The organism is Glycomyces algeriensis (assembly GCF_027622855.1).
Classification (GTDB): Bacteria; Actinomycetota; Actinomycetes; order Mycobacteriales; family Micromonosporaceae; genus Glycomyces; species Glycomyces algeriensis.
Window position 1 is genome coordinate 107,373 of sequence record NZ_JAPZVR010000012.1, and the last position, 14,933, is coordinate 122,305.

Genomic DNA, 14,933 nt, shown 5'->3' on the forward strand with positions numbered 1-14,933 from the left:
CTCCTAACGCTGAGCCGCGTCGTGGTGGGCGCCCAGATAGGCGTCGATGACCCGCCGGTCCGCCGAGATCTGGTCCGGCGTGCCCTCCGTGATGAGCTGACCGGCCGCCATCACCGCGACCCAGTCCGCGATCTCGTGGACCATGTCCATGTCGTGCTCGACGAACAGGACCGTCATCCCCTCCTCGCGCAGGTTCTTGATGTGCTCCAGCAGGGTCTGCTTCAGGGCCGGGTTCACCCCGGCCATCGGCTCGTCGAGCATCACCATCTTCGGGTCGAGCATGAGCGCGCGGGCCATCTCCAGCAGCTTGCGCTGGCCGCCGGAGAGCTCCCCGGCGTAGTCCTCGCGCTTGTCGATGAGCTTGAACCGCTCCAGCAGCTCCATCGCCTTGGCCCGGTTCGCCGCCTCCTGCGCCTTCCACAGGGGCGGGATCAGGCCGGCCCAGAAGCGCTCGCCGATCTGGTCGGCGGCCCCGATGAGCATGTTGTCCATGACGCTCATCCGGGTGAGTGCCTTCGTCAACTGGAACGTGCGGACCATGCCCGCCCGCGCCACCTGGTACGAGCGCATCCGGTCGGCGCGGCGGCCGTCGAACACCCACTCGCCCCGGCTCGGCCGGTCGAAACCGGTGAGCAGGTTGAAGAACGTGGTCTTGCCCGCGCCGTTGGGCCCGATGAGGGCGGTGATGGTGCCCCGCTGGACCTCCAGGTGCGCCACGTCGACGGCCACCAGGCCGCCGAAGGCCCGGCGCACGCCGGTGGCGTTGAGGATCGCGTCCTGTTTCGGCGCACCGGGTTCGGGCCGCACGTCCGCCAGCGACGCGCGCGCCGCGGCGATGCCCGCCCTGGCGTTCTTGTCCTCGGCGGGCGGTGCGGCCGCTTCGGCCTCCGGCGCTTCCCCGGACTGCGTTTCGTCGAATGGTGCTTCGTCGGGCTGCGCTTTATCTGACATCGAGCATCAGCTCCCTCTTGTTGCCGAGGATGCCCTGCGGCCGGAAGATCAGCAGCAGGACCATGCCGAGGCCCAGCAGGAAGAACACGAGCGGCCCCACCTGCGTCTGGTTGATGAGCTCGGGCGAGATCAGGTCGGCCGTGATCGCCTGGCTCAGGCCCTGCGAGAAGATGGTGTACAGGAACCAGAACAGCGCCGCCCCGAGCACGGGCCCGAAGATCCGGGCCGCGCCGCCGAGGATCAGGACCACGTAGAAGTAGAACGTGAAGTCCGTCGAGAACGTGTCCGGCTGCACGTTCGCGCGGCTCAGCGCGAACACGAACCCGGCCACCGCGCCGATGAGGCCGCCGATGACCAGCGCCTGCATCTTGTACGCGAACACGTTCTTGCCCAGGCTCCGCACGGCCTCCTCGTCCTCGCGGATCCCCTTGAGGACCCGGCCCCACGGGCTGTGGACGAGCAGGGCCAGGACGATGCAGAAGAACGCCACCAGCGCCCAGCCGATCGTCATGACCCACAGGTCGCGGTGCGAGTACTGGAGGTCGAACAGTCCGAAGTCGACGGTGAGGCGGCCGCTGTCCATCGAGAGGAACGCGAACGTCCAGGTCGCGTCCTCCGAGAGCGGGTTCAGCTCGAAGAACGGGTCCGAGAACCCGCGCATGCCGTCCGAGCCGCCGGTGTGCTCCGACCAGACCGTGGCCCGGAAGAGGCGGCGCACGATCTCGGCCGCGGCGATCGTGACGATCGCGAGGTAGTCGGCGCGCAGCCGCAGTGTCGGGATGCCCATGAGCAGGGCCAGGACCACTGCGCAGCCCAGCCCGACGATGATGCCCCACCAGAACGGCAGCCCGAAGGCCACCACCGCCAGTGCGAGGCCGTACGCCCCGACCGCGGCGAACGCGGCCTGGCCGAAGTTGAGCAGGCCCGTGTAGCCGAACTGGAGGTTCAGGCCGATGGCGCCGAGCGCGTACACGAGCATCGTCGGCCCGATGGCCTGCGTGAGCGCCTGGCTGAAGACGAAGTGCCAATCCATTTCGCTCTCCTAGCCGATTCGCTCGCGGCGGCCCAGGATGCCCTGCGGCCGGGTGAGCATGATGATGATGAGGACCGCCAGCGCGCCGACGTACTTCAGCTCGGGCGCGACCACGAGGGTCGACATCTGCACGAACACGCCGATGAGCATCGCGCCGACGAACGCGCCGAACGCGGTGCCGAGCCCGCCGAGCACGACCGCGGCGAACACCATGAGCAGCAGGTGCTGCCCCATGTCGAACTTCACGCCGTCGCTGATGCCCAGGAAGACGCCGGACATGGCCGCGAGCGCGCCGCCGATCGTCCACACCAGGCGCACGACCTGGTTCACGTCGATGCCGGTGGACTCCGCGAGCGAGGGGTTGTCCGCGACCGCGCGGGTGGCCTTGCCGAGCCGCGTGTAGACGAGGGCGAGGCCGACCGCGATGCAGACGACGAGCGCGATCGAGCCCGTCACCACCTCCTTCGGGGTGATCACGAGCCAGCCGAAGTCCCAGGGCTGCTGCCCCACGAACTCGTTGTAGCGCTGGCGTTCGCCGCCGACGAAGAACAGGGTGACGTTGCGGATGAGCAGGGCCACGCCGATGGAGATGATCATCATCGAGACGAGGCCGGTGCCGCGTCGGCGCAGCCGCGCCCACAGGCCCCAGTCCTGGAGCCAGCCGAAGGCGGCGCCGAGGAGGACGGCGGCGATGGCCGCGATCCACACGGGGACGCCGAAGGTGAGGTTGAACAGGAGGGCCATGACGGCGCCGAAGGTGACGAGGTCGCCGTGGGCGAAGTTGGTGAGGCCGGTCGTGCCGAACACCATGGAGAGGCCGACCGCCGCCAGGGCGATCATGAGTCCGAAGTGGAGTCCGGAGAACAGGAGGCTGACGGCGCGGGTGGCGCCGCCCTCGTCCTCGATCTCGGCGAGGTTCTCGCCGTTCTCCGCCTCGTCGGCGCCGGTGCTCGACTCGTCGCCTTCGGGGGTCTCGCCGGTCGCGTCGCCGCCGGAGGAGGGTTCGTCCCCGCCGGGTTCCGCGCCGCCGGCGACCTGTGTGTCGAGCGGGAACAGCACGGTCCTGTCGGAGCTGATGGTGACTTCGAGCTCCGGCTTGCCGTTGCGCACGACCAGCCCGTCGGGCAGGGTGGACTCGTCGAGCACGACGACGTAGTCGCCGCCCGCCTCGAGCGGTACGGCCCAGGTGCCGTCCTCGGCGCTCTGGACCGTGGCGACCTCGGTGCCGGCGGCATCGGTCACGGTGATCGAGACCCCGGCGACCGGTTCGTCCTGCTGGTTCTCCAGGGTGCCGTGGACGCCGAAGGCGTCCTGGGCGGTGGCGCTGCTGTTCACCCCCAACCCCAGCAACAGGCCGGCGAACGCAGCCGACAGCAACAACACTGCACGTCTCAATGGGCCCCCTCGGGAGGTTTGGGCTTCGGAACCCGCGCATCGTGGATTGTTCGAGAAACACGAAACGACGGGAGTGAGTCGGATCTTATGGAGAGCTGGGTAACAACTGCAGGTGTCGTTATCAAACCGTTGCAGTTGTGGCCCAGATGTTATCGGAGGCCACCCTCGTCTCGCCCTGTTGTTCCTTACGCCCGTTGCGACCGCATTCGAGACCGATGAAGTCCCCGCGACGTTCCCGCGACGCCGACCTGGTCGGCGCCTTCCCCTCCGGACACCGGGCGGCCACGCGGTGTGAGAGGATATTGCCCGCTCGGGGCAGTAGCTCAGCTGGTTAGAGCAGGGGACTCATAATCCCTGGGTCGCGGGTTCAAGTCCTGCCTGCCCTACAGAGCGAAGGCCCCGCGATAGGCGGGGCCTTCCTGTTTCCCTTGTCGTGCAACCGGCTCAGCGCCGGGCCGAGATCCCTACCAGGGGACCACTTCGGTGTCGAAGTAGTCGTTGCCCTCCTGGAAGAACCCGCCGTTCGGGCCGTCCTCGCCGATGAGGGCCAGTTCGACGGCTGCTCTCGCGGCGTCCTCGGGGCGGCGTGTGCCCTGGTTGTTGTTCAGGTCGGTCGCGGTGTAGCCCGGGGTCATCGCGTTGATCTTGATCCCGGTGGGCGCCAGCTCCTTCGACCAGGACACGGTGAGCATGTTCAGCGCCGACTTGGACGCGCCGTAGGCGCCGCCCTGCATGGACGCGAACGGGTGGTCGCCGGTCATGAAGGCGAGCGAGCCGACCTCGCTGGAGACGTTCACGATCCGGCCCGCGTCCGCCTTGCGGATGAGGGGCAGGAGCGCGTTGGTCACCGAGACGACGCCGATGACGTTGGTCTCGAAGACCTTCCGGGCGGTGGCGACGGTGAGCTCGCTGGTGTTCCAGTCCCCGTCCGCCAGTGCGATGCCCGCGTTGTTCACGAGGATGTCGAGGCGGCCGTACTCGGATTCGATGCGCTTCGCGGCGGCGGCGACCGAGCCCTCGTCGGTCACGTCCAGTTGGAGGAAGCGGGCGTCCAGGCCCTCCTCGCGCAGGGCCGCGGCGGCGGCCTCGCCGCGCTCCTCCGAGCGGGCGCCGACGAGGACGGTATGGCCTCGCTGGCCGAGGGCGCGGGCGATGTGGAAGCCGATGCCCTTGTTGGCGCCGGTAATGAGTGCGGTCCGGTTGAGTGCGGTGGTCTCGTTCATGCCACGAGCCTGCGCGCGATCGCTGGCGCTGCAAAGAGGACCGCTTATGGTGGTACCGGCCGTACCTGGTTCCGGGCGCCGAACCGGGGGATGATCGTCCCATGGACCGCCAGCAGCTCGCCGACTTCCTCCGCACCCGCCGCGCCGCGCTCAAGCCCGGCGACGTGGGCCTGCCCGAGGGGCCGCGCCGGCGCACCCCCGGGCTGCGGCGCCAGGAGGTCGCGCAGCTCGCGGGGATCTCGGTGGAGTACTACATCCGCCTCGAGCAGGCGCGCGGGCCGAAGCCGTCGCGGCAGGTCCTCGGGGCGCTCGCCCGGGCGCTCATGCTCGTCCACGACGAGCGCGCCCACCTGTTCAATCTCGCCGACGAGCGGCCGGACACGAGCGCGGCGAGCCGCGGCGAGGTGCCGCCGACCATCCTCAACCTCCTGGCCGGACTGGGCGACCACCCGGCCTACGTGGTGAACGCGGCCTACGACATGCTCGCCTGGAACCCGCTCGCGGACCGGCTGATGGGGTGGCTCTCGCGGCTGGAGCCCGCGCAGCGGAACATCCTGCGCACGAACTTCGCGGGTCCGCACGCCGCCGCGGCGCTCGCGGACGAGCGGTATGCCGGGTTCCTGCGCCAATGCGTGGCCGACGTGCGCGCGTCACTCGCCCGCGACCCGGCGGACGCGGTGCTGCGGGCGCTCGTGGACGAGCTCCTGCGGTCGAGCCCGGAGTTCGGCGAGCTGTGGTCCGACCACGAGGTCGGCGTCCGCACCGTCCAGACCAAGCAGGTCGTGCACGAGGAGTACGGGCCGCTCGAGTTCGACTGCCAGGTGCTCGAGGTCCCCGGCACCTGCTTCCGGATGATCTTCTATGTGCCGCAACCGGATTCGCGCACCGCCGAGGTGTTCGCGATGATGGGGGCATTGACGCAGGTCACCGCCGAAACCCCCGGGGGCGGTTCGTAACGCGGCGGCGACGGACATCACGCCGGGATTTCACCTCCAAGACTTTTACTCCGCGGGCGAGTGTATTTATGATTGACGCGGAGGCACGAGCCTCCCGTTCTTGACAGCGACCGGTACGGCAAGGAAGCAGCCGGTGACAGCCTCAGCGTTCTCACCCTCCTTCTCTTCATCCCGGAGCTGCTCTCATGCGCATGCCCCTGTTCGCCATGTCAATCGGCGCATTCGGCATCGGCACCGCCGAGTTCGTCATCATGGGCATCCTGCCCCAGGTGGCCGCCTCCTCGGGCGTCTCGCTCGCCGAAGCCGGCCTGGCCGTCTCGGCCTACGCCATCGGCGTGGTCCTCGGCGCCCCGCTGCTCACCGTCGCCACCACCCGCGTCCCCCGCAAGCCGCTGCTCATCGCTTTGATGGCGTGGTTCGCGGTCGCCAACCTCGTCACCGCAGCGGCCCCCGACTTCGGGACCCTGCTCGCCTCCCGGTTCTTCGCCGGGCTGCCGCACGGCGCCTTCTTCGGCGCGGCCGCGGTGGTCGGCGCGAGCCTGGTCTCCTACGAGCGGCGCGCCCGCGCCATCTCGGGGATCATGTCCGGCCTCACGGTCGCGACGATCATCGGCGTCCCGGTGAGCGCCCTGCTCATCGGCCAGTTCTCCTGGCGCTGGATCTTCGCCGCCGTCGCCGCGCTCGGCCTGGTGGCCGCCGCCGCGATCTGGGCCACCGTGCCCGACACCCGCGGGGTCATCGTGCCGACCAAGGCCGCCGACGAGATCCGCGCGATCCGCTCCAAGCGCGTCCTGCTCCCGCTCGTCACGGGCGCGGTCGGCTTCGGCGGCATGTTCGCGGCCTACACCTACCTGACGCCGATCCTCGAAGAGGTCACCGGCATGGGCACCGTCGCCATCGCGATCACCCTCGCGGTGTTCGGCCTCGGCCTCACGGCCGGGAACATCGTCGGCGGCCACGTCGCCGACCGCGCCCCGATCCAGGGCCTGTTCGCCTCGTTCACGACCATCGCGGCCGTCATGCTGATGATGTTCTTCACGATGGCGAACCCGGCGCTGGCGATCGCGGGGGTGTTCCTGATGGCGCTCTCGTCCTCGCTGGTCGGCCCGATCATGCAGCGGCTGCTGCTCGACGGCGCGCACGCCGCCCCGTCGCTGGCCTCCTCCCTGCACCACGCGGCCTTCAACCTCGCCAACGCGAACGGCGCCTGGCTCGGCGGCCTGGCCCTCTCGGTCGGGCTCAGCCTGACCGCGCCGATCCTCGTCGGCGTCGGCCTGGCCCTGGCCGGCCTCGCCCTCTCGGTGCCGCTCGCGCGGGCCCACGCCGAGGCCGAGGCCGCGATGCCGGTGGTCCCGAGCCACCTGACGACCGCAGAGTTGGCGCGCGCCTCTTAACCAGAGCCGCTCGAGCACCGCCGCCCCGGCTGCAAGCCGGGGCGGCGGTGCCGTTTCCCGCCGGCGCACTGCGCAGGCCCGACCCCGTTGTGACCGTTCCGCTGTCGCGATCGCCGTCGTTCGCGCTGCGACCGCAACGGTGCCGGTCCTGTTCGGCCTCCCCGTGCGGTCGCTTACGGGATCAGCACCACCTTGCCGGTGGTGCCCCGGTGCTCAAGGGCGCGATGGGCTTCGGCGGCCTCGGCGAGCTTGAAGGTGTGCACCGCGGGGCGCAGGCGCCCAGCCGCGAGCTCGGCCAGCGAGCGCTCTTCGAGCGCCCGGAGGCCGCCCAGCTTCTCGAGGAGTTTCGGGCCGAGCGCGCCGGAGACCGTGAGGCCGCGGCCGACGATGTCCTCGACCGTGGCCTCGGTGGCCTTCCCGGCCGACCATCCGAAGACCACCATGCGGCCTCCGAATCCCAGCCGGTCGAAGGCCGCCCGGCCGGTCTCGCCGCCGACGGAGTCGAACAGCAGGGTCGCCTCCCGGCCCTCCAACGCCTTGTCCAGCACCGAGGTCCAGTCCGCGGCCTTGTAGTCGATGGCCGCGTCCGCCCCGTTCTCGGCGACCTGGCGCACCTTGTCCGGCCCGCCCGCGAGGCCGACCACGTACGCCCCGGCGTGCTTCGCGGCCTGCACCAGGAGGGTGCCGATGCCGCCCGCGGCGGCCGGCACGATCACCACGTCGTCACTGCTCACCGGGCCGACCGAGAGGACCATGAGCGCGGTCCGGCCGGTGCCGATCATCGCGATCGCCTCCGCGAACCCGGCGCCCTCGGGGATCTCGTGCACGTTCGCGACCTCGCGCACGGCCTTCTCGGCGTAGCCGCCGGAGGCGAACCCGAGGTGGGCGACCACGCGCTTGCCGAGCCACGACGGGTCGACGCCCTCGCCGACCGCGTCGACGATCCCGGCGGCCTCGCGGCCGGGGACCATCGGCAGGTCCGGGAGCGGGTACGGGCCGGTCTTGTCGCCGCTGCGGAAGGTGGTGTCGAGCAGGTGGACGCCGGCGGCGCGACTGTCGATGCGCAGCTGCCCGGGGCCGGGCTCGGGGTCGGCCACCTCCTCGTACACGAGCACTTCGGGGCCGCCGAATTCGTGATGCCGGATCGCGTGCATGTCGTTTCCTCGCCGTCGCTCAGATGCGTTCGCATCGGTGGGTGTGCTCACCACTGTAGGAACCGGCCGACTGGGGCCGCATCTGTCGAACGACTAGAACCACCCCTGCCCAAAGTCATGGCGGGCACGGGCGCTCACGCTTTCGGGTGAACATCGGCGGCGTGACGACTCGTTACCCGATTTCCTGTCGGACCTGCCGGAGACGATTGACGAGCAGGCCGGTCGGCCCCCGGGTGGGTGGGGTGGGTTCGTACACCGGTCGGTCAGCTCGGTCAGCCCGGGTCGATGCCCAAGCCGCTCAAGAGGTCCCGCGCCTCCTCGCGGCACCGCTCGGCCTCCGCCGCGAGCCCGCCCGCCCGGTACGCGTTGGCCAGCGCGAGCAGGCTGCGGGCCTGGCGCAGCGGGTCGGGCATGGCCGCGAAGACGTCGCACGCCTGGCGGCCCATGCCGATCGCCCTGCGCAGGTCGCCCTCGGCGGTGTGGAGCTTGCACATGACCCTGGCCTTGACCGCGAGCGACTCCGAGGTCTCGTACCGGGCCAGGTGCGCGACCCGCCCGAGGGTGTCCCGCACCTGCTCGAACTGCTCGGTGTCGACGTACAGGTCGGCCAGCCAGTAGGTGTAGATGAGCTGGTGGCGCCAGTTGTTGAACTGCTCGACGAGTTCGAGGCTGCGCAGCAGGGCGGCCTCGGCGCGCGGGAAGTCCTCGTCGGCGCGGTGGACCGCGAACTGCCGGAAGTAGAGCCTCGACCGGTAGTACTTCGAAGGGTGGTCGCGGAGCATCTCGGCGATCTCGCGGCTGAGGTGCTCGGCGGCGCTGATGCGGCCCTGATCGACGTACAGCTCCGAGAGCGACAGCAGCGGGTACACGGTTGTGGGCCCGTCAGGGGCGGTCGCGTCGAGATCGCGGGCCTTGAGCAGCAGCGCTTCGGCTTCGGCGAAGATGCCCATGCGCCGCAGGACGGTGCCCAGCGAGGTGAGGACCTCCACGCGCACGTTCCGGTTGCCGGAGCGCTCGGCCGCGACCACGGCCTCGCGCAGGAGCGACACGGCCTCCCGGTACCGGCCGAGCTGGGTGAGGGTGGTGGCGAGGTCGTTGCGGGCCTTGCCCGTGGCGTCGCCGTGCGGGGTGAGGCGGAGGTACTCGAGGGTCTTCTCGGCGTAGGCCTTCGACTGGTGGAGGTCGCCGGAGGCGAAGGCCACCGCGTCGGCGAGGGCGTAGGCGCGCACGGCGTCCATGGGCTCGTCCGAGCGCTTGCCGGTCTCGATGCCGAGTTCGGCGACGCGGGCGAGCTCGGGCAGTTCGTACAGGGAGTCGGAGAGGGCCCGCCGGTTCGCGGCGTCATCGCGATAGCCGGCGTCGGCGAAGGAGATGAGGCGGGCGAGGAGGCGCGAGACGTGCGGGTGGCCGTTCCATTCGAGGAACGTGGCCACGATGTTGCGGTACTCGAGCACGGGCAGGCGGGTGGAGCCCTTCGCGTACCAGGCGACGGCCTGCTCCCTGAGGCGTTGCAGCGCAGCGGGGTCGAACGCGGACTCGGCTTTGCGGCGGGCGTACTCGCGCACCAGGTCGTGGAAGCGGTAGCGGCCGGGCCGGTACTCGTCGATGCGGTGGGCGGCCACGAGGTTCGCCAGGAGCCGTTCGGCCGCTTCGGGTTCCCAGGTGACGAGCGCGCACGCGAGCCCTTTGGAGAAGTCGGTGCCCGGCAGGTACGCGAGGTTGAGGTACAGCAGCTCCTCTTCGGGTTCGAGCGCCTGGTAGGACAGGTCGAACGCGGCGGCCACCGTGGTGGTGGGGTCGCCTTCGACGGCGAGGCGGGAGAGCCGGTCGTGTCCGGCGAGCGCCGCCGCGGTCGCCTCCAGGGTGGTGCCGGGCTGCGCGTCGAGGTTGGTGCCGACGATGCGCAGTGCGAGCGGCAGGCCGCCGCAGAGCTCGGCGACCCGTTCGGCTGCAACGGGTTCGCGTCCCACGCGGCCGGTGCCGATGAGGCTCTCCAGGAGGCGCACGGATTCGCGGTCGTCGAGTGCGCCCACGGTGACCTGCCGGATGTCGTGGGCGGCGGCGAGGTCGGGGAGCCGGCCGCGGCTCGTCACCACGGCGACGCAGCCGGCGGTGGCCGGCAGGAGCGGCAGCACCTGGGCGGAGTTGCGGGCGTTGTCGAGGATGAGCAGGGTCCTGGTGTCGGCCAGGCGCGAGCGCAGCAGTGCGGCGGCCTCGTCGAGGTCGGAGGGGATGGCCTCGGTCGGGACGCGCAGGGCCCGCAGGAATCCGGCGAGGGCGTCCAGTGGGGCGAGCGAGGGCGTGCGGTCGAACCCGCGCAGGTTCACGTAGAGCTGCCCGTCGGGGAACCGCTCGCGCACCAGGTGCGCCCAGTGGAGCGCGAGCGTGGTCTTCCCCGAGCCGCCGATCCCGGAGATCACGGCGACCTGCGGGCCGCCGTCGAGGAGCCGGTCGAGCGCCGCCAGCTGCGCGGCGCGGCCGGTGAAGTGGACGCTGTCCGAAGGCAGCTGCGCGGGCGCAGGGAGCTCGGCGCGGGGCGTGGGCGCCTTGGTCCGCGTTGCGGCCCTGAGGGACGGGTCGTCGCGCAGGATCGCGGTGTGGAGCTCCCTGAGGCGCCGGCCGGGGTCGATGCCGAGCTCTTCGGCGAGCTGGCGGCGGATCGACTCGTACACGTCGAGGGCCTCGGCGGGCCGGTCCTCCCGGTAGAGCGCGGCCATGAGCAGCTCGGCCGAGTGCTGCCGGTACGGGTGGGCGTCGAGGACCCGCCGCAGGTCGGCCACCACGGACACGCCGGTGGCGAGCGCGAGTTCGAGTTCGGCGCGGGATTCTTCGGCGGCGGCGCGCTCCTCGTCCCAGCGGCGCGCGCCCGCCTCGATGACGCGCCCGCCGAGCCCGGCGAGGGTCGGGCCGCGCCACAGGTCGAGGGCCTCGCGCAGACTCGCAAGGGCCGCTTCGGGTTCGGAGGCCGCCTCCTGCTCGCGGGCGATGCGCACGGTGCGCTGGAACCGCAGCGAGTCCAGCTGCTCGGGCCGCACCCGCAGGCGGTAGCCGTCGCCGACGGTCTCGAGTTCGCTCGTGCCGTTCGGCAGCAGGATCCCGCGGGCGCTGGCGACGGTGTTCTGGATCTGGCGCCGCGCGGTCGCGGGCGGCAGCTCCCCCCAGATCGCGTCGACGAGCTTCGGCAGGGGCACCACGTGCCCGGCCTCCAAGAGCAGCACGGCGAGCAGCCGGGGCAGGGTCCGCCCTGGCAGCGCCACGGGCAGGCCCTCCAAGGCCAGCTGCAGGGGCCCGAGGATGCCGAAGTCCACGGTCCACCTCCCGGGGGAGTCGAGGTGCGGCCGTCATTGGCGGGGACGGTTCCAGTCTATGGGCAGAAGGTGATCATTTGGGAACGGTTGCAAAGGGTTTGCGCAGAGTGACTGCGCAGGTACCGCCGTGTGTCTCATGAACGACTCGTGAAGGTCTTGACGCCGCCGCAACGATGCTCGACGTATCGAGCAGAGGAGGAGCGATGTTCACGAGACAGCGTCCCGAGGCCCAGACCAGGCCTCAAGAGGCCCGGGCCAGGTTCCGCGGCGGCCTGGTCGCCACCACGAGCGGCTGGTCGCACGGGTACGTGCAGGCCAACCTGGTGTCGGTGCCGTCCCACCATGCGATCAGCCTGCGCCGCTTCGCGGTGCGCAACCCGCGGGCCTGCCCGCTGCTGGACGTGGTCGCGCCCGGGCATTACTGGACCGACCTGGCCTTCGGCGCGGACCTGCGCCGCGACCTGCCCGCGTACCGGGTGTGGCGCAAGGGCGAGCTGGTCGCCGAGCGCACCGACGTGGCCGACCTGTGGCGCCCGGACCTGGTGACCTTCCTGACCGGCTGCACCTTCACGTTCGAGCCGTTCCTGGAGCGGGCGGGCATCCCGCTGCGCCACCTCGAGCAGGGCGTCAACGTCCCGATGTACCGCACCTCGCTGAAATGCCTGGGCGCCAGGCGGTTCCGCGGCCCCGTGGTGGTCTCGATGCGGCCGATGCCGGCCGCGATGGTGGACCACGCGGCGGCGGTCACGGCCGACATGCCGTACGCGCACGGCGCGCCCGTCCACATCGGCCGCCCCGGCGCGATCGGCATCCGCGACCTCGACCGGCCCGACTTCGGCGACCCGGTGCGCCTCCACGAGGGCGACGTGCCGGTGTTCTGGGCCTGCGGGGTCACGCTGCAGGAGGCGGTGGTCAAGGCGAAGCTGCCGTTCGCGATCACCCACGCGCCCGGGCACATGCTCATCACCGACCGCCGCACGAAGACCGGCGGCACCGGCGAGATCCGCCTGATCCGTTGAGGCCCTAGACCGGGCCCGGCCTCGCCCCCGCCGACGCCGCGGCCGGCTCCGGCAGGCGGAACAGCCCCAGGAACCGCTCGGCCATGGCCTGGTCGCCCTGGACGGTGACGCGGCCGGCGTGCAGGGAGACGTCGAGGCTGCGGCTGCCCAGGGTGAGGCGCTTGAGCGTCTCGGCGTCGGTGCGGATCACCGCGTGCGGGTGCTCGGGCCGGCCCGGCGCCAGCAGCAGCTGCGCGTCGATGATCTCGGCGATGAACGGCCGGTCGTCGACCCACAGCTCGAACGCCGCGTCGAAGCCGCGCGCCGCCACCGGCATGAACAGGGTCCGCATCGAGAGGATCAGCGCGTCCGCGCCCATCGGGGCGTCGAGCGGGATCGCGGCCGAGCGCGCGCCCCAGCGCAGGAGGAACACGATGACCGGTTCGAGGTCGCGGCCCCAATCGGTGAGCTCGTACACCTTCGACGCGGCCGGGGGCGGCAGGCGGCGCTTGGAGACCACGCCGTGCGTCTCAAGCTCGCGCAGCCGCTGGGAGAGGACGTTCGCGCTGGCCCCGTGGAGCCCGGCGCGGAGGTCGGTGAAACGCTTGGGCCCCAGGAGCAGTTCGCGGACGATGAGCAGGGACCAGCGCTCGCCCACGAGGTCGAGCGCGTGTGCGGCCGGGCAGCCGTCGCCGTAGGTGCGCACGGGTCTCCTCCAGAACGCAGAGCAAGGTGAGAAACCGCTGGTGAATGCCATCGCGGTGGTACGTCTTAATCATAGAGTCACGTAAGGCGAGCTTCAAGTCCTGGTAAATGACCAGCAGATCTCGAAACGGTAACGTGCGGTCTGTAAAAGGTGCGTGTCCGACCCCCGGTCCCGCTTGCGCCGAGCGGCATCGTGCGGCACCATTCAGGGCGTGCCAGAACTGACCGCCTCCTCGCTGATGGAGCACCACCAGGCCGCCAACACGCTGGTCGCCCTCCTCGAGGGCAACGGCCGCTTCATTGCCGGCGAGCCCCGCTACAAGCGCGACATCGTCGCGGCCCGCGAGGCCGCGCCCGGGCAGACGCCCAGTGCCGCCGTCTTCACGTGCATCGACTCCCGGGTGACCGCCGAGAGCGTCTTCGACTGCGACTTCGGGCAGCTGCTCGTGGTGCGCACGGCCGGCCACGTGCCCGACCGGGCCGCCGTCGGCTCGCTCGAGTTCGCCGCCGCCGAGCTCGGCATCGCACTCGTGGTCGTGCTCGGCCACGAGCGGTGCGGGGCGATCAACGCGGCCCTCCACGCGGTCGAGGACGACGCGCACGACCCGCGCACCGACTACCTCGTCGAGCAGCTGTGGCAGCCGGCCTCGCAGGCATGGTCGGAGACGAAGGACCCGGAGGACGCCGCCTCGCGCGCGCTGCGCCTCCAGGTGCGCCGCACCGTCGCCGATCTGGGCCGCCGCGAGAGCCTCGACGGCGTCCTCGTGGTCGGCGCGGTCTACGACCTGGACACGGGCAAAGTAACCCTCATCGACGAGAACTGATCGCGAAGAGCTGTCAGAATCGGGGTATGAGCGACCAACCCTTGACCGAGGCCGAGATCGAGCTCGCGCTGTCGGAACTCCCCGGCTGGAGCCACGTCGGCGACCGCCTGGAGCAGACCTGGACCTTCGACGGCCACCTCCGGGCCCTCGCCGCCGCGACCGCGGTCGGCTTCCTGAACGAGCAGCGCGGCCACCACGCCGACCTCACGATCAACTACAACAAGCTGCGGGTCTCCGCGACCACCCATTCGGCGGGCAACCAGGTGTCCGCGAAGGACACCGACCTGGCGCGGGCGGTCAGCGGCCTGCTCGACTGACCCGGCCCATATGAACGGCCGCGCGGGAGTGGCTCCTGCGGCCTGTGGTGCACCCGTGCCACCTATGCGTACTACCAGCGAAAATGGGGAATGCATAGGGTCTTCATCTCTGCGAAGATGAAGACAGCACAGGGAGCACCTCATGGACGCAATGGACGACGCCTTTGCCGCGCGGCCTTCCAGTACCGACAAGCGCATCGCCCTCGACCGCCTCGCCACGGCGCGGCGCAAGGGCGTGTTCGACGCCCGGGAGTACCGTCTGCGCCGCCGCATGGCCCAGCGGGCCCGGAGCGTCGCCGACCTCCAGACACTCCTGCTGGACGTCGGCGACGACGAGCTCGGCGGCGAGGACCACTGGCGCTACGGCCGCTGGCGCGGGCCGGTCCGGGAAGGCCGCGAACTCGAGATCCAGCGCTTCGTCGGCGCGCTGTTCGTCGTGGCCGCCATCGTGGCGGTGATCGTCTGCGTCTCCGTGGCGATCGTCCTCTACCGCCACTTCAGCTAGGCCTGTGCACCAGACCGGTCGTTATCCGGCCCATTCGCCCGCTCGCTGCGTTGTCGGGGGCCGCTGCATACAACACCGGTATGCAGCGGCCCCTCCGCGGTCTCGGCGAAGCTTGCGAGCCGTCGATCGGCCTTGCGAGCGAACGAACGGACACGGATAACGCCGCGCCC

At 71.0% G+C, this 14,933-nt stretch carries 13 protein-coding genes and 1 tRNA gene; 7 read left to right on the forward strand and 7 right to left on the reverse strand.

Going from position 1 to position 14,933, the window contains the following annotated elements; translation table 11 throughout:
- Positions 1-3: 3 nt before the first annotated feature.
- From O2L52_RS19490 to O2L52_RS19500, 3 genes are read right to left on the reverse strand one after another with little or no spacing between them, the layout of a single operon-like run.
- Entirely contained in the window at positions 4-951 is a 948-nt protein-coding gene (locus O2L52_RS19490; RefSeq protein WP_270117595.1) for an ABC transporter ATP-binding protein, read from the reverse strand.
- Positions 941-1,984: a branched-chain amino acid ABC transporter permease gene (locus O2L52_RS19495; RefSeq protein WP_270117597.1), complete on the reverse strand. Its 1,044-nt coding sequence runs from the start codon at positions 1,982-1,984 to the stop codon at positions 941-943. The genes O2L52_RS19490 and O2L52_RS19495 overlap by 11 nt, the downstream gene beginning before the upstream one ends.
- A gap of 9 nt (positions 1,985-1,993) precedes the next feature.
- On the reverse strand, positions 1,994-3,319 hold the full coding sequence (locus O2L52_RS19500) for a branched-chain amino acid ABC transporter permease (protein ID WP_270117599.1): 1,326 nt from the start codon (positions 3,317-3,319) through the stop codon (positions 1,994-1,996).
- Positions 3,320-3,691: 372 nt separating this feature from the next.
- Between O2L52_RS19500 and O2L52_RS19505 the strand changes: the two genes are divergently transcribed.
- Positions 3,692-3,765: transfer RNA gene (locus O2L52_RS19505), tRNA-Ile, on the forward strand.
- Positions 3,766-3,843: 78 nt separating this feature from the next.
- Here the strand turns inward: O2L52_RS19505 and O2L52_RS19510 are convergent.
- Positions 3,844-4,602, reverse strand: coding sequence for an SDR family oxidoreductase (locus O2L52_RS19510; RefSeq protein ID WP_270117600.1), 759 nt, complete (start codon positions 4,600-4,602; stop codon positions 3,844-3,846).
- 101 nt (positions 4,603-4,703) lie between these two features.
- Here O2L52_RS19510 and O2L52_RS19515 point away from each other — a divergent pair, with 101 nt between their 5' ends.
- Together O2L52_RS19515 and O2L52_RS19520 are read left to right on the forward strand one after the other, a co-directional pair.
- Entirely contained in the window at positions 4,704-5,558 is an 855-nt protein-coding gene (locus tag O2L52_RS19515) for a helix-turn-helix transcriptional regulator (RefSeq protein WP_270117602.1), read from the forward strand.
- A gap of 206 nt (positions 5,559-5,764) precedes the next feature.
- Positions 5,765-6,952 carry an MFS transporter gene (locus O2L52_RS19520; RefSeq protein ID WP_270117603.1) on the forward strand — a complete coding sequence of 396 codons (1,188 nt, stop codon included), beginning with the start codon at positions 5,765-5,767 and terminating at the stop codon, positions 6,950-6,952.
- Positions 6,953-7,125: 173 nt separating this feature from the next.
- Here the strand turns inward: O2L52_RS19520 and O2L52_RS19525 are convergent, their stop codons facing one another.
- Positions 7,126-8,106 (reverse strand): zinc-binding dehydrogenase, encoded by a 981-nt coding sequence (locus tag O2L52_RS19525; RefSeq protein ID WP_270117605.1) that lies wholly within the window; start codon positions 8,104-8,106, stop codon positions 7,126-7,128.
- A 272-nt stretch (positions 8,107-8,378) separates the two neighbouring features.
- Positions 8,379-11,414, reverse strand: coding sequence for an AfsR/SARP family transcriptional regulator (locus O2L52_RS19530; RefSeq protein ID WP_270117607.1), 3,036 nt, complete (start codon positions 11,412-11,414; stop codon positions 8,379-8,381).
- Between the two features lie 203 nt (positions 11,415-11,617).
- Here O2L52_RS19530 and O2L52_RS19535 point away from each other — a divergent pair, with 203 nt between their 5' ends.
- Positions 11,618-12,433 (forward strand): putative hydro-lyase, encoded by an 816-nt coding sequence (locus tag O2L52_RS19535; protein ID WP_270117609.1) that lies wholly within the window; start codon positions 11,618-11,620, stop codon positions 12,431-12,433.
- A gap of 4 nt (positions 12,434-12,437) precedes the next feature.
- Here the strand turns inward: O2L52_RS19535 and O2L52_RS19540 are convergent, their stop codons facing one another.
- Positions 12,438-13,169, reverse strand: coding sequence for a winged helix-turn-helix transcriptional regulator (locus tag O2L52_RS19540; protein WP_344472475.1), 732 nt, complete (start codon positions 13,167-13,169; stop codon positions 12,438-12,440).
- 160 nt (positions 13,170-13,329) lie between these two features.
- Between O2L52_RS19540 and O2L52_RS19545 the strand changes: the two genes are divergently transcribed.
- The 3 genes from O2L52_RS19545 (at position 13,330) to O2L52_RS19555 (ending at position 14,763) form a co-directional block, all read left to right on the forward strand.
- Positions 13,330-13,941, forward strand: a complete 612-nt coding sequence (locus O2L52_RS19545) for a carbonic anhydrase (RefSeq protein WP_270117611.1) — start codon at positions 13,330-13,332, stop codon at positions 13,939-13,941.
- 26 nt (positions 13,942-13,967) lie between these two features.
- Entirely contained in the window at positions 13,968-14,258 is a 291-nt protein-coding gene (locus O2L52_RS19550; protein WP_270117612.1) for a 4a-hydroxytetrahydrobiopterin dehydratase, read from the forward strand.
- Between the two features lie 142 nt (positions 14,259-14,400).
- Positions 14,401-14,763 carry a hypothetical protein gene (locus O2L52_RS19555; RefSeq protein ID WP_270117613.1) on the forward strand — a complete coding sequence of 121 codons (363 nt, stop codon included), beginning with the start codon at positions 14,401-14,403 and terminating at the stop codon, positions 14,761-14,763.
- Positions 14,764-14,933: the final 170 nt, after the last annotated feature.

Excerpts from the sequence above, each read along its gene's own strand:
- O2L52_RS19490 (WP_270117595.1), bottom strand. The coding sequence starts at position 951 with ATGTCAGATAAAGCGCAGCCCGACGAAGCACCATTCGACGAAACGCAG.
- O2L52_RS19495 (WP_270117597.1), bottom strand. The coding sequence starts at position 1,984 with ATGGATTGGCACTTCGTCTTCAGCCAGGCGCTCACGCAGGCCATCGGG.
- O2L52_RS19510 (WP_270117600.1), bottom strand. The coding sequence starts at position 4,602 with ATGAACGAGACCACCGCACTCAACCGGACCGCACTCATTACCGGCGCC.
- O2L52_RS19515 (WP_270117602.1), top strand. The coding sequence starts at position 4,704 with ATGGACCGCCAGCAGCTCGCCGACTTCCTCCGCACCCGCCGCGCCGCG.
- O2L52_RS19520 (WP_270117603.1), top strand. The coding sequence starts at position 5,765 with ATGTCAATCGGCGCATTCGGCATCGGCACCGCCGAGTTCGTCATCATG.
- O2L52_RS19525 (WP_270117605.1), bottom strand. The coding sequence starts at position 8,106 with ATGCACGCGATCCGGCATCACGAATTCGGCGGCCCCGAAGTGCTCGTG.
- O2L52_RS19535 (WP_270117609.1), top strand. The coding sequence starts at position 11,618 with ATGTTCACGAGACAGCGTCCCGAGGCCCAGACCAGGCCTCAAGAGGCC.
- O2L52_RS19540 (WP_344472475.1), bottom strand. The coding sequence starts at position 13,169 with ATGGCATTCACCAGCGGTTTCTCACCTTGCTCTGCGTTCTGGAGGAGA.
- O2L52_RS19550 (WP_270117612.1), top strand. The coding sequence starts at position 13,968 with ATGAGCGACCAACCCTTGACCGAGGCCGAGATCGAGCTCGCGCTGTCG.
- O2L52_RS19555 (WP_270117613.1), top strand. The coding sequence starts at position 14,401 with ATGGACGCAATGGACGACGCCTTTGCCGCGCGGCCTTCCAGTACCGAC.